Annotated in this window: 17 protein-coding genes, 1 tRNA gene and 7 pseudogenes; 14 read left to right on the top strand and 11 right to left on the bottom strand. The window is 68.3% G+C overall.

Going from position 1 to position 18197, the window contains the following annotated elements; translation table 11 throughout:
* The first annotated feature begins 302 nt into the window (after positions 1-302).
* From ACIBJC_RS25740 to ACIBJC_RS25715, 6 genes and pseudogenes are all read left to right on the top strand, one after another.
* The gene (locus ACIBJC_RS25740) at positions 303-1334 is read left to right on the top strand and encodes an ABC transporter substrate-binding protein (protein ID WP_399296285.1); all 1032 of its coding nucleotides are present in this window, start codon (positions 303-305) and stop codon (positions 1332-1334) included.
* A gap of 56 nt (positions 1335-1390) precedes the next feature.
* The gene (locus ACIBJC_RS25735; protein ID WP_399296791.1) at positions 1391-2359 is read left to right on the top strand and encodes a FecCD family ABC transporter permease; all 969 of its coding nucleotides are present in this window, start codon (positions 1391-1393) and stop codon (positions 2357-2359) included.
* A complete protein-coding gene (locus ACIBJC_RS25730) occupies positions 2356-3147 on the top strand; it encodes an ABC transporter ATP-binding protein (protein WP_399296283.1) in 792 nt (263 codons plus the stop codon). Before ACIBJC_RS25735 ends, ACIBJC_RS25730 begins: the two co-directional genes overlap by 4 nt.
* 31 nt (positions 3148-3178) lie before the next feature.
* Positions 3179-3486: pseudogene (locus ACIBJC_RS25725) on the top strand (tRNA (adenosine(37)-N6)-threonylcarbamoyltransferase complex transferase subunit TsaD); the annotation flags it as partial.
* A gap of 432 nt (positions 3487-3918) precedes the next feature.
* Positions 3919-4175, top strand: a pseudogene (locus tag ACIBJC_RS25720) (transcriptional regulator); the annotation flags it as partial.
* Positions 4176-4441: 266 nt separating this feature from the next.
* The gene (locus ACIBJC_RS25715; RefSeq protein ID WP_399296282.1) at positions 4442-4714 is read left to right on the top strand and encodes a hypothetical protein; all 273 of its coding nucleotides are present in this window, start codon (positions 4442-4444) and stop codon (positions 4712-4714) included.
* On the opposite strand, the pseudogene ACIBJC_RS25710 reads toward ACIBJC_RS25715, so the two are convergent.
* Together ACIBJC_RS25710 and ACIBJC_RS25705 are read right to left on the bottom strand one after the other, a co-directional pair.
* A pseudogene (locus ACIBJC_RS25710) lies at positions 4693-5277 on the bottom strand (transposase family protein). The gene ACIBJC_RS25715 and the pseudogene ACIBJC_RS25710 sit on opposite strands and share 22 nt — an antisense overlap.
* 73 nt (positions 5278-5350) lie before the next feature.
* Positions 5351-6343, bottom strand: a complete 993-nt coding sequence (locus ACIBJC_RS25705; protein WP_399296280.1) for an aldo/keto reductase — start codon at positions 6341-6343, stop codon at positions 5351-5353.
* Between the two features lie 126 nt (positions 6344-6469).
* Between ACIBJC_RS25705 and ACIBJC_RS25700 the strand changes: the two genes are divergently transcribed.
* Complete coding sequence (locus ACIBJC_RS25700; protein WP_399296278.1) at positions 6470-7099, top strand: TetR family transcriptional regulator; 630 nt, start codon at positions 6470-6472, stop codon at positions 7097-7099.
* A 153-nt stretch (positions 7100-7252) separates the two neighbouring features.
* On the opposite strand, the gene ACIBJC_RS25695 is transcribed toward ACIBJC_RS25700, so the two are convergent.
* Positions 7253-7900, bottom strand: coding sequence for a TetR/AcrR family transcriptional regulator (locus ACIBJC_RS25695; RefSeq protein ID WP_399296276.1), 648 nt, complete (start codon positions 7898-7900; stop codon positions 7253-7255).
* Between the two features lie 153 nt (positions 7901-8053).
* On the opposite strand from ACIBJC_RS25695, the gene ACIBJC_RS25690 reads away from it, so the two are divergent.
* From ACIBJC_RS25690 to ACIBJC_RS25675, 4 genes are all read left to right on the top strand, one after another.
* On the top strand, positions 8054-8356 hold the full coding sequence (locus ACIBJC_RS25690; protein ID WP_399296274.1) for a hypothetical protein: 303 nt from the start codon (positions 8054-8056) through the stop codon (positions 8354-8356).
* Positions 8245-8652, top strand: a complete 408-nt coding sequence (locus ACIBJC_RS25685) for a sugar phosphate isomerase/epimerase family protein (protein ID WP_399296789.1) — start codon at positions 8245-8247, stop codon at positions 8650-8652. The genes ACIBJC_RS25690 and ACIBJC_RS25685 overlap by 112 nt, the downstream gene beginning before the upstream one ends.
* A gap of 168 nt (positions 8653-8820) precedes the next feature.
* Positions 8821-9612 (top strand): SDR family NAD(P)-dependent oxidoreductase, encoded by a 792-nt coding sequence (locus ACIBJC_RS25680; protein ID WP_399296272.1) that lies wholly within the window; start codon positions 8821-8823, stop codon positions 9610-9612.
* A 142-nt stretch (positions 9613-9754) separates the two neighbouring features.
* Complete coding sequence (locus tag ACIBJC_RS25675) at positions 9755-10138, top strand: alpha/beta hydrolase (RefSeq protein ID WP_399296270.1); 384 nt, start codon at positions 9755-9757, stop codon at positions 10136-10138.
* 74 nt (positions 10139-10212) lie between these two features.
* On the opposite strand, the pseudogene ACIBJC_RS25670 reads toward ACIBJC_RS25675, so the two are convergent.
* Positions 10213-10380: pseudogene (locus ACIBJC_RS25670) on the bottom strand (AraC family transcriptional regulator); the annotation flags it as partial.
* Positions 10381-10483: 103 nt separating this feature from the next.
* Positions 10484-11074: a TetR family transcriptional regulator gene (locus ACIBJC_RS25665; RefSeq protein WP_399296268.1), complete on the bottom strand. Its 591-nt coding sequence runs from the start codon at positions 11072-11074 to the stop codon at positions 10484-10486.
* 98 nt (positions 11075-11172) lie between these two features.
* On the opposite strand from ACIBJC_RS25665, the gene ACIBJC_RS25660 reads away from it, so the two are divergent.
* Positions 11173-12150 carry an aldo/keto reductase gene (locus tag ACIBJC_RS25660; protein WP_399296267.1) on the top strand — a complete coding sequence of 326 codons (978 nt, stop codon included), beginning with the start codon at positions 11173-11175 and terminating at the stop codon, positions 12148-12150.
* Between the two features lie 35 nt (positions 12151-12185).
* Here ACIBJC_RS25660 and ACIBJC_RS25655 read toward each other — a convergent pair.
* The 5 genes and pseudogenes from ACIBJC_RS25655 to ACIBJC_RS25635 all read right to left on the bottom strand — a co-directional run.
* Positions 12186-12438: pseudogene (locus ACIBJC_RS25655) on the bottom strand (helix-turn-helix domain-containing protein); the annotation flags it as partial.
* Positions 12439-12672: 234 nt separating this feature from the next.
* Complete coding sequence (locus ACIBJC_RS25650; protein WP_399296787.1) at positions 12673-13014, bottom strand: YcaO-like family protein; 342 nt, start codon at positions 13012-13014, stop codon at positions 12673-12675.
* A gap of 136 nt (positions 13015-13150) precedes the next feature.
* Positions 13151-13207 (bottom strand): annotated as a pseudogene (locus ACIBJC_RS25645) (hypothetical protein); the annotation flags it as partial.
* Positions 13208-13484: 277 nt separating this feature from the next.
* A pseudogene (locus ACIBJC_RS25640) lies at positions 13485-14081 on the bottom strand (site-specific integrase); the annotation flags it as partial.
* A 419-nt stretch (positions 14082-14500) separates the two neighbouring features.
* A tRNA-Ala gene (locus tag ACIBJC_RS25635) sits at positions 14501-14573 on the bottom strand.
* A gap of 185 nt (positions 14574-14758) precedes the next feature.
* Here ACIBJC_RS25635 and ACIBJC_RS25630 point away from each other — a divergent pair.
* Positions 14759-15307, top strand: coding sequence for a DNA-binding protein (locus tag ACIBJC_RS25630; protein WP_329822797.1), 549 nt, complete (start codon positions 14759-14761; stop codon positions 15305-15307).
* 100 nt (positions 15308-15407) lie between these two features.
* Positions 15408-16769, top strand: coding sequence for a protein kinase (locus ACIBJC_RS25625; RefSeq protein ID WP_399296264.1), 1362 nt, complete (start codon positions 15408-15410; stop codon positions 16767-16769).
* A gap of 12 nt (positions 16770-16781) precedes the next feature.
* Here the strand turns inward: ACIBJC_RS25625 and ACIBJC_RS25620 are convergent, their stop codons facing one another.
* Positions 16782-18110 carry a hypothetical protein gene (locus ACIBJC_RS25620; protein ID WP_399296262.1) on the bottom strand — a complete coding sequence of 443 codons (1329 nt, stop codon included), beginning with the start codon at positions 18108-18110 and terminating at the stop codon, positions 16782-16784.
* Positions 18111-18197: the final 87 nt, after the last annotated feature.

Raw genomic sequence — 18197 nt, 5'->3', positions numbered from 1 at the left:
TCGCGCGGGTGACCGCGTCAATCGCACGTCTCCCAGACCGCCAGGAGACTCGGTTCACATCAGCTGTTCAGCAGCGCCCACTTACCTGTCGGCTTTGACGGCAGTCCAGCCCGCGGCCACCTGATCGGCATGCTCACCGCCGCCGAGCGCTCGGCGGCCGAGAGAAAAGGCCCGTCCCACAGGCCCCCCGTGCCGGATCTCACGGAGGCGGCGGCCTGATGCGGCGAAGAGAGGGAACCACGGCGGCCACCGCCCCGACTACTCGGACAGAAAATCTGATCGGGCAGCACCAAGGAGCCAGCATGTCCAGGAAACGGCCGGTCGCCATCGCGGTCACCGCGCTCTGTCTGCTCGCGGCCGGATGCGCCGACTCCTCGACAGGGACAGTGGGCAACAAGTCGCCCAAGTCCGGTTCGGGGTCGGGCTATCCGGTGACCATCGAGAACTGCGGCGAGAAGCAGACCTTCACAAAAGCGCCCGAGCGCGTCGTCGTCATGAACGGCATGTCCGTCGCCGAGGTCTCCTCGCTCCTCGCGCTCGGCCTCGGCGATCGGATCATCGCCAACCAGCAGTCGTACGGGAGGTCCGAGGTCGAAGGACGGGCCGAGGCCATCAAGGCCCTGCCGAAAGGTGACGTCAAGCTGAACGACGCCCTCGACATCCCCCGCGAGGCGATGCTCGGGCTGCGCCCCGATCTGGCCCTGTCCGTCACCTCTTACGGGTTCGACACGAAGAACGGGTTCGCCACCCGCGAGGACCTCGGCTCGGTGAACGCGAACAGCTACATCTCGCCACAGGGCTGCGACGACGACCCCGCCAAGATGACCATGGCCGACAGCTACACACTGCTGCGCGATCTCGGCAGGATCTTCGGCGTGAGCGACCGGGCGGAGAAGCTGATTGCCGAGTCCGGGAAACGCATCGACACGATCTCCGCCGAGGTCGCGGGCGAGGACAAGCCGAACGTGATGGTGATGTTCTCGAACATGGCCATGGGCGGCAACGAATTCAGCGCGGTCCTCGCCAACGGCATCGTCAACGACATTCTCACCAAGGCCGGCGGCACCAACGCCTTCGCGAACTCCTCCAGGACCACCTTCGCCGACGTGAGCAAGGAAAAGGTGGCCGCCACCTCCGTCGACGCGCTCGTCGTCATCAGCTACAACGACCCCGACCCCGAGGCGTACGCCAAGAAACTGCTCAAGGAGTTCCCCCAGTGGCCGGCCGCCAAGAACAACACGTACACCGTACTGTCGGACTCGATGTACCTCGGGCCGAGCAACGACGTGGCCGTCGACAAGCTGGCAAGGACGTTTCACCCCGACGCGTTCTGAACCGGCTTCCCCTGCCGCTCCTCCTGACGGTGCTCCTGGCCCTGCTCGCCGCAGTGATGGTGGTGGGCGTCAGTATCGGGGCGGTCACCATCCCGGTCGGAGAGGTGTGGCGCATCATCCTCCATCACCTGACGGGCGGCGGCGCGACGGGCGATCGGGCCACGGACCAGATTGTGTGGAACTTCCGTACGCCCCGCGTCGTGCTGGCCGCTCTCGTCGGCACCGGGCTCGCGGTCGCCGGTGTGATCCTCCAGGCGGTGGTGGCCAATCCGCTCGCCGACCCCACCGTTCTGGGCTTCTCCTACGGAGCGTCGCTCGGTGCTGTCCTCGCCATCACCGCGGCCGGCGGCGCGACACTGGGCGGGCTCGGCGTCTCCTCCGCGGCCTTCGTCGGCGCACTCGCCGCCGGGGCTCTGGTCTTCGTCCTGGGGCAGAAGAGAGGACGCATGGCACCAACCCGGCTGGTCCTCTCAGGAGTCGCCGTCGGCTACCTCTTCCTGGCGGCCACCAGTTTCCTCCAGCTGCGGGCGACGCCGACCGAGTTGCGCACCGTCATGTTCTGGATGCTCGGAAGCGTCGCGGGAGCCAGATGGGATCAACTGCCCGTGGTCGCCACGGTCGTCCTCGCCAGCGCCCTCGCGCTTTCGCTGTTCGGCCGCCGACTCAACGCCCTCCTGGCCGGGGACGAATCCGCGACAGCACTCGGCGTCGACGTCCACCGACTGCGGGGCCTCCTCCTGGTGATGTCCGCCCTCCTCACGGGCACGGTGATCGCCGTCGCCGGCGGGATCGGCTTCGTCGGCCTGATAATCCCCCACCTCGTACGGCTCGCCACCGGCGCCGACCACCGCAGACTGCTCCCCCTGACCGCCGTGGCAGGAGCCATCTACCTGGTCCTCGTCGACCTGCTGTCCCGCACGCTCAACCGCCCCAACGAACTGCCCATCGGCATCCTCACTGCCCTGCTGGGCGCTCCGTTCTTCCTGTGGCTCCTGCGCCGCAACAAAGGGCTGGACACCGCATGAGACTCACCATCGAACAACTCCACATCACCCTCGACCGTCAGCCGATCCTGCGCGATGTGGAACTGGACGTACCGCCGGGCGCCGTCGTCGGCCTCGTCGGCCCGAACGGCAGCGGCAAGTCCACACTCCTGCGCGCCGTCTACCGCTCGCTGCGCCCCAGGACCGGCGTCGTCCGCGTCGGCGGCGACGACGTCTGGACGCTCTCCTCCCGGGTCGCCGCACGCCGGACCGCCGCCGTACTGCAGGACAGCGGCAACGTGTCGGGGCTGAGCGTCACCGAGATCGTCGCCCTCGGCCGCACCCCCCATCACGGCCTCATCGGCCGGGACAGCGCCGACGACCACCAGGCTGTGGACGACTCCCTCCGGAGATGCGGCGCACACCTCCTCGCCGACCGGGACTTCGCCTCCCTGTCCGGCGGCGAACGCCAGCGCGTCCTTCTCGCCCGTGCCCTGGCCCAGCGTCCCGACGTGCTCGTTCTCGACGAACTCACCAACCACCTGGACATCCGGGCTCGTTTCGAACTCCTCGAACTCATCCGGTCCACCGGCACCACGACGCTCGCCGTGCTGCACGACCTCGACCTCGCGGCCCGGCTCTGCGACCGGATCATCGTGCTCAACGAAGGGGCCGTGGTCGTCGCGGGCGAGGTCCTCGACGTTCTCACCACCCAGATCCTGGCCGACGTCTTCGGCGTGGCCGCCCGTGCGGACCGCCATCCCGACGGAGTCGTCCGCATCACGTACGCGGCCGAGCCACTCCACACGGACCGGACCACGCGCGTCTGAAGTCCGCCGGTCCTGCCGTGGCGGGTCTCCTTCCTCCATCCAGGAGGCCGTCGCGGACGTGCTGACCCGCAAGGCCGTGGCCGCCTGCCGGGAACACGGTGTCGGCACCCTCGTCCTGGTGGGCGGGGTGGCCGCCAATTCACGCGTACGCGCCCTGGGTGAGGAGCGGTGCCGGGCCGCCGGGATCACGCTGAGGGGGCCGCCGCCGGGGCTGTGCACCGACAACGGCGCGATGATCGCGGCAGTCGGCGACCTTCTGGTCCGGTCCGGTCCGGAGCCGAGCCCGCGCCGCTGGATGTGTCCGTCGACCCGTCGGCGCCGCTGGAGTACGCCGCACTACGGCGCCCGCACCGGCATCCGGGCCGCGTGATGACACCGGCGGTCCGGCCGGTGTCCGGCGCGCTGCTGCTGTCCCACGCCGCGGGGATACGCGAGGTGTACGCCGACGCGTTCGCGGAGCCTCCATGGCAGGAGAACGAGGCACGGGCCGGCCAGTACCTGGAGCGTCCGGCCGAAGACGTCCGGCGCCCGGGGTTCGTCGCGGCCCTGGCTCTCGACGGGGACAACCGTACGGGGATTCGCGACCGCCTGGACCCCGCCTCCGGTCTTTCCCTCCGACCGCTGCTATCCCTACGTCGCGGTGGCCCTCGGCCCGCGGCGCACGGCCGAGTGGCTGTGCGGAGGCCGGGAAGTGGACGAACTGGCCGTAGCCCCGGCGGCCCGCCTCTCCGGAGTGGGCGGCGCCCTGCTGGGGATGGTCACCGCCGGCGCCCCGGCGGGCCGCTGTTCCCCATCAACCCCGCCGCCGTCGACCTGTATGCGGTCGGCGTGCACTGGGCGCTCGGAGACGCGTGCACCGCCCTGGAATCAGGAAAGGACCTGCGCCCCGAGCAGTTCCCGACTGCCGAACGCAAGGCCCGGCTGAGCACCGACATGGCGCAGCCTGGTGGGCATAGCAGCGGCCGGAACAGACCGCCCAAGCATTGTTGTCCGCATACCGAGCCAGCCCCGGAGAGATCCGGGACCGCACGCCGTCCGCAGCAACACAGAGAGGCCCCCCTGACCTGCGTTTCCGAAGGTCAGACCCTCTTCCGATGTGGAGCCCAGGGGAGTCGAACCCGAAATTGTTACCCCCCTGACCTGCAGTTTCACCGGAAAACCAGGACAAAGGATCGCGCAGCTTCGAGGCATCGATTGCTGGCGCAAACCCTCCTGGCGAGAGCGGACGACGTCAACCTCTTCGGTCCATTCCGTGGCTCCGAACACCCCAGCCTTCGGGCATGACTCACAAGCCGTGGCATTCACCGAGCGCGCCGCCCTCACCGGCTACACCGAATCGGTGAGCGCGATGGCAGTGCTGGAGATCGTCAACCGCCCACACGCCGTCACGGGCACGGACAAGACGGTGCGGGTGTCGGACCTGATGTTAATCGGCGCTGTGGCGGTGCCCTGTCAGCCTTTGGCCGTCAACGCCATGGCAGTGAAGGGTGTTCACATCATCCTCGGTATGGCAAAGCGAGATCATTGCGCTCCAGCGCACCCACTTCACGACACCACGCTGATTTGAAAAGAGTCAATTCCTACGAGGCTGGTGATGCGAGTGGTGGAGCAGCACAGCTTGCGCAGGAGCCGCCAGGTCTTGAGGGTGGCCATGGCCCGTTCGACGAGGGCTCGGATCTTCGCGTGCGAGCGGTTGGCTGCCTGCTGACCTGCGGACAACGTCTCCCAACGCCCTCAGTAGGGAACGCGGACGGTGCCGTCGGCGCCCGGGTAGCCCTTGATGCTCCTGCCCAGCACTGCACGCCGGTTACTTCCAGGGCGTCGATGATGCCGTGGGTGCGCGCGGCCTTGATGTCGTGGACTGCCCCCGGGAGCGTGGGCGACGCCCGCAGCACCCGCCCCGCCGGATCGGTGATGACCTGCACGTTCGTGCCGCTGAGCGTAGGTGTGCTCGTGCCGTAGATGGGCGAGGGCGAGCAGGGCCTGGCGGCCAGTGCTCAGGCGGCGCCAGCGAGTGCCGCCGCGTTCCCTGCGGATCACCCGCAGACGCCCGGACAGGAAGCGAAGGGTCGAGGTGGACACATCGATGCCGGACGGGTAGACAAGCCCGCGGAAGCTCCTGGGCGGCAGGCGACCTTGGTCGTGAACCCATCTACCAGGAGCTTCCGTACGTCGGTGGGAAGGCGTCCAGGCGTCGGCGTGGTCAGTCGGTGGTGAAGCTGGACAGTGACGCGGCCGGGTAGCGGCTGCCCGCCGATCCGTGGGGGAGGATCTCGGTGATGCGGGCCAGGTCGGCGCTGGTGAACTGGACGCCGTCGGCGCCGGCGTTCTCCTCAAGACGCTTGGCGCTGCGGGTGCCGGGGATGGGCACGACGTCCTGGCCCTGGGCGAGGAGCCAGGCCAGCGCGAGTTGGGCGGTGGTGATGCCCTTGGCTGCGGCGAGTTCCGTGAGCTGTTCGGTGGCGCGGAGGTTGTAGGCGTAGTTCTCGCCCTGCCAGCGCTCGTCCCAGCTGCGCATGTCGTCCGCGGGGTATTCGGTCGCGGGCTTGACCGCGCCCGCCAGGAAGCCTCGGCCGAGCGGGGAGTAGGGCACCAGGCCGATGCCGAGCTCCCGCAGGACGGGGAGGATCTTCTCCTCTACCTCGCGCTCGAAGAGGGAGTACTCGTATTGGAGGGCGGAGACCGGGGTGACGGCGTGGGCGCGGCGGATGTACTGGGGGCCGACGTTGCTCAGGCCGAAGTACCTGACTTTGCCTTCGGTGATCAGTTCACCGACTACGCCCGCGACTTCCTCGGCGGGGACGTTGGGGTCGGAGATGTGCTGGTAAAAGAGGTCGATGTGGTCGGTCTGCAGGTAGCGCAGGCTGTTTTCGGCGACCTTGCGGATGTTCTCGGGGCGGCTGTTGAAGCCGGAACCGAGTGGCTGGGAGGTCATGTCGAAGCCGAATTTGGTGGCCAGGACCACCTCGTCGCGGAAGTCCCGGACCGCTTTGCCCAGCAGGATCTCGTTGCTGCCGGCGCCGGCGCCGTACAGCTCGGCGGTGTCGAAGAGGTCGATCCCGAGTTCGTGGGCGCGGCGGATGGTCGCGGTGCCCTCGTCGTCGTTCGAGGTGCCGTAGGCCATGGACATGCCCATGACGCCAAGACCGAGCGCCGAGACGCGCAGGCCCTGAGAGCCCAGATTGCGGTGCTGCATGAGTTCACTTCCTCAGTGCTTGCCGGTTCCACCCCGAACGGGCCGAACCGAACTGTTCGGTTTTAACCCTACGGGCGCGCATCCCACAACACCAAACCAAACCGTTCGGTGTCTTATCCTGGGGTTATGTCCCACTCCCCCGACTCCGGCCAGACCTCAGCGCACGCAGCCACTTCTGACAGTGGCGACACCACGCGTGAGCGGATCCTCGCCGCCGCCATGGAGGAGTTCGCCCGCCACGGCATCGCCGGCGCCCGCGTCGACCGCATCGCCAAAATCGCTCGGACCAGCAAGGAACGGGTCTACGCCTACTTCCGCGGCAAGGAAGCGCTCTACGCCCACGTCGCCGCGCGAGAGCTCTCTGTCATCGCCGACGCCACCCAGATAGACCCGTCCGACCTTCCCAGCTACGCGGGCCGCCTGTTCGACTACTTCACCGCCCGCCCCGACCATCACCGCCTGATCACCTGGGGCCGCCTCGAACTGGCTGATGCTGCCGACACCGAAGACGATCCCACCCGGGCGGTCATCACCCGCAAACTCGACAAGCTCCGCCGGGCCCAGCAGGCCGGGCAGCTCAATCCCGCCTGGGACCCGGCCGACATCCTCGCCCTGGTCAACCAGATCGCCACTACCTGGGCAGCTCAACCCGAACTCACCGAAGCCGCGGCCGAACACGCCACCGACTCCACCACCGCAGCCCGCCGCGCCGCCGTGGTCACCGCAGTCGAGCAGCTATTCCCTCGAGCGGGCTGAGAAGACCCGCTCCGGACACCTGGCCCGCGCGCAACGGGGTACGTGCACTGGTGACCAGAGTTTGGTTCAGGGTGCCAAGCCGCCCAGTCATCTCTACTCGCCTGCAGCACCACCGAATCAGGCGCTACTGAGGTCAGTCGCGGCCTCCGGGAGTCAGTCCCGGACGACGCCGCTGATCGCGGCGCGGAGGTCGTCATCTCCCGTTTCCGCGCGTGCCGGTGGGAGAGGGGACGCGCTGGCGGGGTTGAGCGAGTCGAAGAGCAGGGTCATGAAGCGTGCACGCATGGACGGTGCGGTGCCGGGGAGCGCGAGGCCTGCGATGCCCATGACGAGGAAGTGCGGTATGTCGTCCGCGGTGAGGTCGGTACGGATCTCGCCCTGCTCCTGTGCGTGCTCAAGGAGGGGGCGGAGGGACTCGCTGAGGCGCTGGAGGGCGTCCACGGCGACGTCGGCGAAGTTGGCGGCGAAGGTGACCAGTCCCCGCTCCTCGGTGATCAGGTCGAGCAGCCGGGTGGCGATGTCCAGGAGGGCCTGGCGTGGGTGGCGGGAGGCCGTGGCGTCGTTGATCAGCGAGAGGAGGTCGGTTTCGAGGATGTCGTCGAGGACGGCCCGGACGATGGCCTCCCGGTTGGGGAAGTGTCGGTAGAGCGTCGCGATGCCCACGCCCGCCTCGGCGGCGATCTGCTCCAAAGAGCCCTCCCCCGCGCCCAGGACATTGCGTCCGGCCGCGATGATGCGCTCCACGCTGGAGCGGGCGTCAACCCTGCGGAGCCGGTGTGTGCGCGGTGCGGCGTTCGGCATCTCTGACCCTCCCGTTCTGCACCGCAGACTACTCAATCGCCTGCGGGACGGTAGCACCCTACCGCTTTGATAGTTCCCTATCGTTTTGATAGTACTCTCTCACTTCGTTCGGTGTGCGTGCCCAGCAGGGTGCGCCGGAGAAGGGAGAAGGGCATGTCTGTACTGCTGTACCGGCTGGGGCATTTCGCCTACGCCAGGCCCTGGTATGTGATCGCCGGCTGGCTGGCGGTGGTGTCCGCCGTGGTGGCGCTGCTCGTGGTCAACCCCGTCAAGCTGAGCAACGAGGTCCGCATCGACGGCACCCCCGCCCAGGAGGTCATCGACGATCTGGCGAAGTGGTCCCGCTGGCCAAGCGGGCGGGAAAACGACTCCTCTTCGAGAACACCCCCTACTGCTTTGCTCCGACGATTGGGGAACTGGCGGATATCGTCGGCACGGTCAATGATGATGCACTAAAAATCGTGTACGACGTCGCGAACGCTGCTTACATCGGGGAGGATCCCGTATCGAGTCTGCGCTCACACCACGAATCGGTTGCACTCATGCATATCTCCGACACGGGTACGGAAACGTGGGGCCATGACCCCATCGGCACTGGGGTGATCGATTGGAACGGGCTGGGTAAAGCAGTCCAAGAAACAATTGGGGTAGACAACGTCGTGCTCGAAATCATCCGCGAAGAGAACACCCTTGAAGAATTCGCGAAGGCGATGCGTGACCTCATTGAAGAGGGTTGGAATCTCGGAGAGTGATTTCAGCACCTCGGGGTTCAGAGTGACTCCGAGGGTCATCGAACAGTGAGGTGACAGTTCTCGATCACCGGTGTGAGTCGAAGTGCTTCGAAACGCATTAGGTACAGCTGTCACGACTTGGGTGTCCTGCTGAGTATGCCCGCTGGAAATATGCAAGGAGAGTGTGCAATGAGAGTTCTGGTCAGTGGCGGAAGCAGCGGCATCGGCGCGTCTGCAAGCCTGAGGCTCGCAGAGGCAGCGCTTGCCCGTGGCGAACAGCCGATGATCGCGGTATCCGGCCTTACTGCGAACGCGCGACAAGACGAGGTCGTCCGATCGATCCAGTCGATGGGCGGCAAAGCCATTGCATTGACAGGAGACCTGGGTGATCCCGACGTGCCCGGTCAGCTGGTAACCGCTGTGGTCGACGAGTTCGGCGGCTTGGATGCGCTGGTGGCAAATGCCGGAATCGCCAAACCTGGCGCACTCAAGGATCTCTCCCTCGAGGACTGGGACGGCATGTTCTCCGTCAACCTCCGCGGGGCGTGGCTACTTGCCAAAGCAAGTTACCCGCACCTGAAGGATAGCCGCGGGTCCGCCTGTTTCACCTCTTCAATGTCCGGCCAGCTCCCACATGCCGGATCGGGTGCTTACAGTCCGACCAAGGCTGCGCTCACGCTGTTGGCTCAGACACTCGCACTGGAATGGGCACCTGATGGAATCCGCGTGAACGTGGTATCCCCGGGAATGACTCGCACGCAGATGACTGAACAAATGTACCTCGATCCCGAAGTCAAGAAGGCAAGGGAAAAAATCATCCCGTTGTCGAAAATCGGCGATCCGATGGATATCGCGAACGTGATCGAGTTTCTTGTCAGCCCGCTGGCAGGATATGTCACCGGCCAAGATGTCTGCGTCGATGGAGGTTTCTCCAAGTCCATTCTCAGTCACATTCCCGGTCGGCCCAGCTCCAAGTCCTGACGGGTTCTTCCCCTGGCCACCGAGGCCGATCGTGAGCGGCTCCGCCGCCCGCTCTATGACGCGGCTGAAGAGGAAGCTGCACAGATCAGCAGTTGGCCGACCGAAGAGTGGCAGCTCCACGATCGGGACACGGATCTGCCCCATGCTCGACGACCGCTTCGAGACACACAGCAGTCGCATGGTGGACCGCGAAGGCGTATGGGACCGCCACAGCAACCTGTACGCGTGGACCTCCGTACTGGGCGAGCGGCGCGGCAGCCCGGACGTCTCGCAGTACGCCGCGCCGGCCCGCGCCGAGGACCTCTGCCGGCTGCCGCGCACCTACATCGACACCGGCTCGGCGGAGGGGTTCCGCGACGAGATCCTGATCTACGCCGGCCGCTTGTCCGAGGCGGGAGTGAGCGTCGATTTCCACATGTGGGGCGGAGGCTTCCACGGGTTCGACATGTCGGTTGGTGATGCGGCTGTGTCGCGTGCTTCCAACGCGACCCGTGAGGAGTTCATCCGGCGGGCTCTCGACAGGTGAGCGGTGCGACAACGCGCAGACTGCGAAGACAGCCATTGCCTCCTGACGGGCAAGGGGCGTCAGCCGCGTTTCCGTCAAGCGTCGGACCTCGCTTCGCGGGCCGCGAAGACGGCCGGGGTGAGGACGGTGTGGTCGCGGAAGAAGCGGCCGAAGTTCGCGATGTCGGTGAAGCCGAGGTGAGCGGCCACGGCCCGGGCGCCTCACCGGGCATCTCCGAGCAGGCGCCGGGCCTCGAGGAGGCGGCACCGTCACCCGCTGTTCGATCTTCACGAGATGCGACAGAGCTCGACCACTCGCCCGAGCCCCGATCCCGCGTGGCGCCGCTTCAAGAACTCGCGGAACCTCTCAGTTCACAGTCGCGGGAAACAGGCGCTCGACGGCCGCGACGATGGCAGCCCGGCGCGCCACCAGGAACGCAGCGCGGTCATCGCCGGACGGAGGCAGCAGGTCAGGCTGTGCAGCCCAGGCGGTGGCGATCTGGTGGACGAGGACCAGGATGTCGACCGGGTCCCAGTGGGCGTCCAGCTGGCCGGCTTCCTGGGCCTGGCGGACCTGCTCGACCTTGTGAGCCACGGTTTCCCGGAAGGAGTCGTAGGGGAGGGAGTCGCCGGCGTCGAGTTCCAGTTGCCCCCAGCTGATGAGCCGGAAGCGGTCGGGGTGGTCGGTGAAGTAGTCATGGAGGCGGCCGGCGTAACCGGGCAGGTCGGTGGGGTCCATGCGGGTCGCTTCGGTCACGGCCGCGAGTTCCTGCGCGGAGACGAACCGGTAGAGGGCCACCTTGCTGGAGAAGTAGGCGTAGACGCGTTCCTTGCTGGTCCTGGCGGCCTTGGCGATCCGGTCGATCCGCGCCCCGGCGATCCCGTGCTGGGAGAACTCGGCCTTGGCGGCGCTCACGATGCGGTCGCGGACCGAGTCTGCGCGGGTGGAAGGGCTCATGCCTCCACGCTACCCGACCAAACCGTTTGGTTTGCCACAGGGAAACGATCAGCGTACGCTCCAAACAGAACCGTTTGGTTTGACATGAGGAGATTGGCATGCAGCACAGGAAACTCGGCACCCAGGGCCTGACCGTCTCGGCGATCGGCTACGGCGCGATGGGCCTGACCCAGGGCTACGGCCCCAGTGACGAGGAGGCGGGCGTTGCCGCCATCCGCCGCGCCCACGAGCTGGGCGTCACCTTCTTCGACACCGCCGAGATCTACGGCTGGGGCACGGGCAACAACGAGGTTCTGCTCGGCAAGGCGGTGAGCGACTTCCGCGACGAGGTGGTCCTGGCCACCAAGTTCGGCTTCGCGCAGACCGAGCAGGGACTGGGCCTCAACAGCCGCCCGGACAACATCCGCACCGTCACCGACAACAGCCTGCGCTACCTCGGCGTCGACCAGATCGACGTCCTCTACCAGCACCGCGTCGACCCGGACGTGCCGATCGAGGACGTCGCGGGCACCGTCAAGGAGCTCATCGACGCGGGCAAGGTCAAGTACTTCGGCCTCAGCGAGGCCGGCCCGCAGACCATCCGCAAAGCGCACGCCGTCCAGCCGGTCTCGGTCCTGCAGACCGAGTACTCGCTCTTCGAGCGCGACGTCGAGCAGCTCTTCCCGGTCCTTGAGGAGCTCGGCATCGGCTTCGTCCCCTATTCGCCCCTCGGCCGCGGCTTCATCACCGGTAGCGCGAAGCCCGCGGCAGAGTACGACGCCACCGACTTCCGCAAGACCAACCCGCGCTGGCAGCCCGGCAACTTCGAGAAGAACGTCGAAGCCGTGGAGCGACTTGGCCGGCTGGCAACGGCCCAGGGCATCACCGTCTCCCAGCTCGCCCTGGCCTGGCTGCTCGCCCAGGGCGAGCACATCGTCCCGATCCCGGGCACCCGAAGCGCCGCCCGCATGGAGGAGAACGCCCACGCCGCCGACGTCACCCTCACCGAGGCCGATCTCGCCGCGATCCACGAGATCCTCCCGACCGGCGGATTCGGCGCCCGCTACGCCGAAGAGCACATCCCCAACTGGGTCTGACCCCAGCCCGATCGGCACACCCACCCACGCGTTGCCTACCGGGCCGCGAAAGCGGCCGGGGTGAGACCGGTGCGGTCGCGGAAGAAGCGGCCGAAGTTCGAGGGATCGGTGAAGCCGAGGTGGACGGCCACGGACCGGGTGTCCCACCGGGCGTCCCACCGGGCGTCTCCCAGTAGGCGCCGGGCTTCCAGGAGGCGCCGCTCGTCGATGAGCTCACGCACCCCCTTACCGGTGGCCTCCCGGGCTGCACGGAGTACGGACCGAACAGCCGAGCAACTCGGCGTAGTCCGTGCCCGCGCGGCGTGGAACGCGTCGAACTGCGCCGCCAGTTCGAGTTGCTGTTCGGCCGTTGCCGACGGTGCGGCGGACGGAGTGACGGAGGGGTGCGTCATCGGGGCATCGCCCTTCTGATTCGTGAGCGGGTACCGGGACAGATGACCTGCAGCGCGTGGACGGGCTCGGCCGCGTCGGACAGGTCCAGAGCCACCGGCTCGTGCCCGGTGACGTGTTCGACCCGCCGCGCTACCTCCCTGGCCTGGCCGGCGAAGCCGCCGGGAACCGGCTCGAAGCGGGCCGATGTCTCCGGCCACGGAGTAAGCCCGTCCCTGCGCGCTGGGCGGAAGGGAGGGATGTCGAACGAGCCGGGATCACTCGGGAGGTCGTCGCGTGTCCGGCGATGGCCGTCAGCCGCGACTGCGCCGCCTCGGTCAGCGCCCGGGTCAACGCGATCACGGGACTGGTGTGGCACCCGCCGCCTGCGAACACCACCGGAAAATCCTCCGACCACAGGTAGGCCAGGCACACCGGCAATCCGTACGGGCCGTCCACGAGGGCCAGCTCCACCGACATTCCAGCGGCCGTCACCCGGTCGATCACCTCCCGGCCGTAGGAGTCCTCGACCGTCCCCGGGTCGATCAGCGTCCGCGCCCGGCCACCCACCGCCCCCGTCCCGGTACAGCACGTCCCTCTCAACCACCTCGAACAGGGCGTGCAGCAGCGCCTCACCGCGGGTGTTCCCACACGCCAGGCCGGTGCCGGGCGTCCACTCCCACACCATCCGAGCCAGCGTCCCTCTGTCGTACGGGACAGTCAGCGGCAGCGCGGCCAGGGGACAGTCCGGAGCGACGTCCTCGGCCGGGCCACGTGCCGCGACGGGCAGTGGCTGCTCGACGTGCCACGGTTCGATCGCCTCCATCACCGCCGACACCTTCGCCAGCACATCGGTGGCGCCCTTGCCCTGGGACGTACTCAAGGTCATGGACGCGGGCCGGACCCCAGTCCAGCCTGGCCTGGATGGCGGGCAGCGGCACCTTCGCGGCGATCAGCCACGACGCGCGTGAGTGCCGGAGGTCGTGGATCCTGGGTCGCTTGATCAGTCCGTATTTCTCCGCCGCGAGTTCGATGGCGGGCAGCCACCGAAGGCGACGAAACGTTCCTGCATCCCATCGTCCGCCTGCGGGGCCGGTGTAAAGAAGATCGTTCTGCTTGAGCCCCTTGGCTCGGCGCTGAAGCCTCTCCCACAGGCTCCACCTGATGACAACCGTCCGGCGGGACTTCTTGGACTTCGGGGCGCCCATGTACGGCTTCCCGTCCTCGTTCCGCATCCACGCGCGCTGGATCCGGATCGCGGGACGCCCGTTGCGACGTCGCATGTCCCGGGGCTGGAGTGCGGTGGCCTCGCCCCAGCGGAACCCGGTCTCCGCGATCAGTTCCGCCAGTTCTCGGGCCTCCGGGGCCGCCCCAAGGCACTCGTGGATCCACGCCCACTCGTCCCGTTCCAGGAAGACGGCTTCTTCCTCGTCCTCCTCGCCGTCCAGCCGGGGCAAGCGTGTCTTTGCGCACGGGTTAGATGCTCTGAGGGATGGCTCGGCATCGACGGCGGCCTGCAAGATGGCGGCCAGAAGCCCGTACGGCTTGAACCAGGGCGACATGTTGTCGATCACCAGCTTTTTGCACTTCGATCGCGTATCACCCTGAATGCCGGTAAGCCGGTCGATGTGGGCCAGGGCGAAGGGCTCGAACATCGTGTCCGGCCTGCGGAGTTCGGCTACGAACCCCTGACCCCGTACCCACCCGGGTGGCCACTGCCGGCCGTGGCCGTTCACCAGGTCACGGAAGCGCTCGGCGGCCGTGTCGTCCTCGAAGACCTCGGACTCCTGCTTGCCACCACGGGCTCCGCCGGCCCTCCACATGACGGTGAGGCTCGCCGTTCCGTCGCGCTTGTCCCGTTTCTTGATGTACGCCATGGAAGGCACCGCAAATCAGACCGGTGCTGACACGGTGCTGACGTTATGAACACAGAAAGGCCCCCTGACCTACGTTTCCGCAGGTCAGGGGGCCTCCAACGAAGTGGAGCCTAGGGGAGTCGAACCCCTGACATCTGCCATGCAAAGACAGCGCTCTACCAACTGAGCTAAGGCCCCGGGACGGGCGGGTACGCCGACCAGCAGAGATTGGCTCTCCCATCACCGGGCACCAGAGTACCGGGTGTACCGGGGGATCCCGCAAAACGATTGGGGCTCCCCGTGCGCGACCACGCTCCGTAAGATGCCCCACGAGGTTCGCAGCAGTGAAGCTGCCGCATTGGGGAAGCGATGGGGAGACGCGCATGGATGCCGCACAGCAGGAATCGACTGCCAGAGCCAGAGAGCTCCAGAGAAGCTGGTACGGAGAGCCTTTGGGGGCGCTCTTCCGTCGCCTCATCGATGACCTGGGTCTGAACCAGGCGCGGCTCGCGGCCGTGCTGGGACTGTCGGCGCCGATGCTCTCGCAGTTGATGAGTGGCCAGCGCGCGAAGATCGGCAACCCGGCGGTGGTCCAGCGTGTGCAGGCGTTGCAGGATCTCGCGGGGCAGGTGGCGGACGGCAGCGTCAGCGCCGGGGAGGCCACCGACCGGATGGAGGAGATCAAGAAGTCCCAGGGGGGCTCCGTCCTGACGGGTACCAGCCAGACGACGAACAGCTCGGGCGCGCCCACCGTGCGCCGGGTGGTGCGGGAGATCCAGTCCCTGCTGCGGTCGGTCGCCGCGGCCGGCGACATCATAGACGCGGCGGACTCCCTCGCCCCGACCCAGCCCGAACTGGCAGAGTTCCTCCGGGTCTACGGTGCCGGGCGCACCGCGGACGCGGTCGCCCATTACGAGGCGCACCAGAGCTAGAGCGACAAGCGTCAAGCAACAAGCGACAAGCAGCAAGCGGTACGGGCAGGGCAAGGGCGGAAGTCCGCCGGACACGACGACGGGGAGCGAGCGCGGCGCCATGGGTGAGGTCTTCGCGGGGCGGTACGAGCTGATCGATCCGATCGGCCGCGGCGGTGTGGGCGCCGTCTGGCGCGCCTGGGACCACCGGCGCCGCCGTTACGTGGCCGCGAAGGTCCTCCAGCAGAGCGACGCGCACACCCTGCTGCGGTTCGTCCGTGAGCAGGCGCTCAGGATCGATCATCCGCATGTCCTCGCCCCGGCGAGCTGGGCCGCGGACGACGACAAGGTGCTGTTCACCATGGATCTGGTGACCGGCGGGTCGCTGGCGCATGTCATCGGCGACTACGGCCCGCTGCCGCCCCGCTTCGTCTGCACCCTGCTCGATCAGTTGCTCGCCGGTCTGGCCACGGTGCACGCGGAGGGGGTCGTGCACCGCGACATCAAACCGGCCAACATCCTGCTGGACGCCACCGGAACGGCGCGGCCGCACCTGCGCCTGTCCGACTTCGGCATCTCCATGCGCAAGGGGGAGCCGCGGCTGACGGAGACCAACTACGTGGTGGGAACGCCCGGTTACTTCGCGCCCGAGCAGATGATGGGCGCGGAGCCGGACTTCCCCGCGGATCTCTTCGCGGTGGGCCTCGTCGCGCTCTACCTGTTGCAGGGCCGGAAACCCGACTCCAAGGCGCTCGTCGAGCATTTCGCGGCGCACGGCACCCCGGGGGCGCCTCAGGGCATCCCGGAGCCGCTGTGGCAGGTTCTGGCGGGGCTGGTCCAGCCCGACCCGGAGGCCAGGTTCCGTACGGCCACGGGGGCGCGCAAGGCGCTGACGACGGCCGTGGATCTCCTCCCCGAGGCCGGGGAGGACGAGGAGCCGGTCGAGATCTTCGACCAGATCGGTCCGCTGCCTCCCGGGTTCGGCCCGTCCGGCCCCGTGAAGGAGCCCGAGCCGAAGGCGGAGGCCGAGCCCGCCCCGGATCCCCGGCCCGCCCCCGTCCCCGCGCACGAAGCCGTCCCCGCCCAGGAACCGCCCGTACAACCGTCCCCCACGCCTCCCCCCACCCCCATGTCGGAGACCGGCAGCTTCCATCTCCCCCCACCGCCGGTCCGGCAGCAGGCCCCCCAGCAGCAGCCCCAGCAGCACCCCTCCGCGGCCGAGCTGGCCCACTCCCAGGCGCAGACCGCGGCCGTACGGCAGGACTACAGCCTCACGCGTCCGTACACCGCCCAGAGCCCGCAGGCGCCCCTCCCGCAGGCCTCCCTGCCACAGCAGGCCCAGCAGGACCAGCCGGCGCACCGTGCCGTCGCCCACCACGCGCCCCGCAAGCGACCGGGACCGCCCCCGAAGGTGACGGTCCCGGTCCTGCTGCTGGCGCTGGCCTGTTTCGCGGTCGGCTTCTGGGCGCTCACCCAGGTCTGACGGACCCGCCGGTCACGCCCCCTGTACGGCCCCGTCCCGGCCGCCGCCCGCCCCGCCCCGCCGCGCGAGCAGCGTCCACACGCCGAGTCCGAGCACCAGCACCGTGCCCGTGCCGATCCCGCCCGCCGCGACCAGCGCCATCGTGTCGCTCCTGGCCGCGTCCGTCGGGGCCTGGCCGGCCGAGGCCGCGTCCCGGTCGTCGTCGGTCACGCTGAACAGGCCGGCGGGCCCGTCGTATCCCGGCCCGGTCTTCGGCGTGCCCTTGACGTCGACCCGCAGCGTCAGCCCGTACGGCTTCTGGCCGAACGTCCTGCCGACCTCCGGGTTGAGGCTGATCCGCAGGTAGTACCAGCCCGCGAACCGCATGTCCTGGTCGCCGGAGCTGTATCCGAAGCGGTTCTCGTACGCCACCGGCGGCAGCGGGTCGAGGGCGGTCGTCTTCTGCTTGCCGTCGTACGAGACCGAGCTGCTGCCGTCCACGTACCCGAGCGCCGGGTTGTACAGGGACACCCCGAGGGCGCCGCCCACGAACCCGTCCCCGTCCGAGCTGCCGAGGTCGGCGCTGGCGAAGAGCTGCTGCCCCCAGTCGACGGGCACCCGGTAGAAGAGGCTCGCCCCCGGCTCGATCTTCGTCGTCCACTCGCCCGACTCCAGCCCCTTGGCGTCGGTGAAGCCGTTGCCGCCCGCCCGCTCGCGCACGGCGCCCGCGACCGGCTCGGGGGAGGCGCTCGGCCACTGCGAGGGCGCCTCGGTCGGCCCGGTCTCCTTGAGCCCCGGTTCGGTGACATGGCGGATCTCCAGCTCCCACGGCGTGGCCGAGGAGGTCTTCTCACTGGTCCGCTCGATGACGACGTAGTACGGCCCGGACTCCTGGCAGGTGGACGAGCCTTCCTTGACCACCCGGTAGGCGTAGGCGGCGAGCGGCCGGGCGAACTCGCCCTGCGTACCGAAGTTCGAGTAGTTCGAACTGCAGTCGGTACCCTCGCGGTTCTGGAACGACACCTCGATCTTGTCCCCGAAGGCGACCTTCGTACCGGGCCCGGGCACGGCGACCGCGGAGACGTAGTCGCTCGTATTCTTCGTCAGGTCCAGCCGGTAGACGCGCTTCCCGCCCGGTTTGATCGCGTCGCGGTAGACGGCGCCGGTGTCCAGCGTCTTCGCCTCGCTCGTGGTCGCCGCGCCGGTGATCTGCCGCGCGTCGGGCGCGAAGGCGTACGGAGCCGGCTCGCCCGCCGCCCACGCCTGCCCCGGCAGCGCGGCGACCGCGCTCACGGCCGCCGCCACGCACATCACCGATGTCGCGGCCGACGCCACCCGGCCCCTGCTGCGCTGCCCGTTCACGCGCTTCTCCCCCTGCCTGTGCCCGCTGCCACGTTCCGTCTGCGAGGCTCCATCCTGCCCCGGCAGCCGCGCCCCTGTCTGCCCGGA

Origin of the sequence: Streptomyces sp. NPDC050509, assembly GCF_044457965.1 — a bacterium.
In the GTDB taxonomy this organism is placed as follows: domain Bacteria; phylum Actinomycetota; class Actinomycetes; order Streptomycetales; family Streptomycetaceae; genus Streptomyces.
This window is presented reverse-complemented; position numbering and strand designations above follow the sequence as displayed.

What these genes read in the sequence shown, in the direction of transcription:
- ACIBJC_RS25740 (WP_399296285.1), top strand. Translation starts at nt 303, where the DNA reads ATGTCCAGGAAACGGCCGGTCGCCATCGCGGTCACCGCGCTCTGTCTG.
- ACIBJC_RS25735 (WP_399296791.1), top strand. Translation starts at nt 1,391, where the DNA reads ATGGTGGTGGGCGTCAGTATCGGGGCGGTCACCATCCCGGTCGGAGAG.
- ACIBJC_RS25730 (WP_399296283.1), top strand. Translation starts at nt 2,356, where the DNA reads ATGAGACTCACCATCGAACAACTCCACATCACCCTCGACCGTCAGCCG.
- ACIBJC_RS25705 (WP_399296280.1), bottom strand. Translation starts at nt 6,343, where the DNA reads ATGCAGCACCGCAATCTGGGCTCTCAGGGCCTGCGCGTCTCGGCGCTC.
- ACIBJC_RS25700 (WP_399296278.1), top strand. Translation starts at nt 6,470, where the DNA reads ATGTCCCACTCCCCCGACTCCGGCCAGACCTCAGCGCACGCAGCCACT.
- ACIBJC_RS25695 (WP_399296276.1), bottom strand. Translation starts at nt 7,900, where the DNA reads ATGCCGAACGCCGCACCGCGCACACACCGGCTCCGCAGGGTTGACGCC.
- ACIBJC_RS25690 (WP_399296274.1), top strand. Translation starts at nt 8,054, where the DNA reads ATGTCTGTACTGCTGTACCGGCTGGGGCATTTCGCCTACGCCAGGCCC.
- ACIBJC_RS25680 (WP_399296272.1), top strand. Translation starts at nt 8,821, where the DNA reads ATGAGAGTTCTGGTCAGTGGCGGAAGCAGCGGCATCGGCGCGTCTGCA.
- ACIBJC_RS25675 (WP_399296270.1), top strand. Translation starts at nt 9,755, where the DNA reads ATGCTCGACGACCGCTTCGAGACACACAGCAGTCGCATGGTGGACCGC.
- ACIBJC_RS25665 (WP_399296268.1), bottom strand. Translation starts at nt 11,074, where the DNA reads ATGAGCCCTTCCACCCGCGCAGACTCGGTCCGCGACCGCATCGTGAGC.
- ACIBJC_RS25660 (WP_399296267.1), top strand. Translation starts at nt 11,173, where the DNA reads ATGCAGCACAGGAAACTCGGCACCCAGGGCCTGACCGTCTCGGCGATC.
- ACIBJC_RS25630 (WP_329822797.1), top strand. Translation starts at nt 14,759, where the DNA reads ATGGATGCCGCACAGCAGGAATCGACTGCCAGAGCCAGAGAGCTCCAG.
- ACIBJC_RS25625 (WP_399296264.1), top strand. Translation starts at nt 15,408, where the DNA reads ATGGGTGAGGTCTTCGCGGGGCGGTACGAGCTGATCGATCCGATCGGC.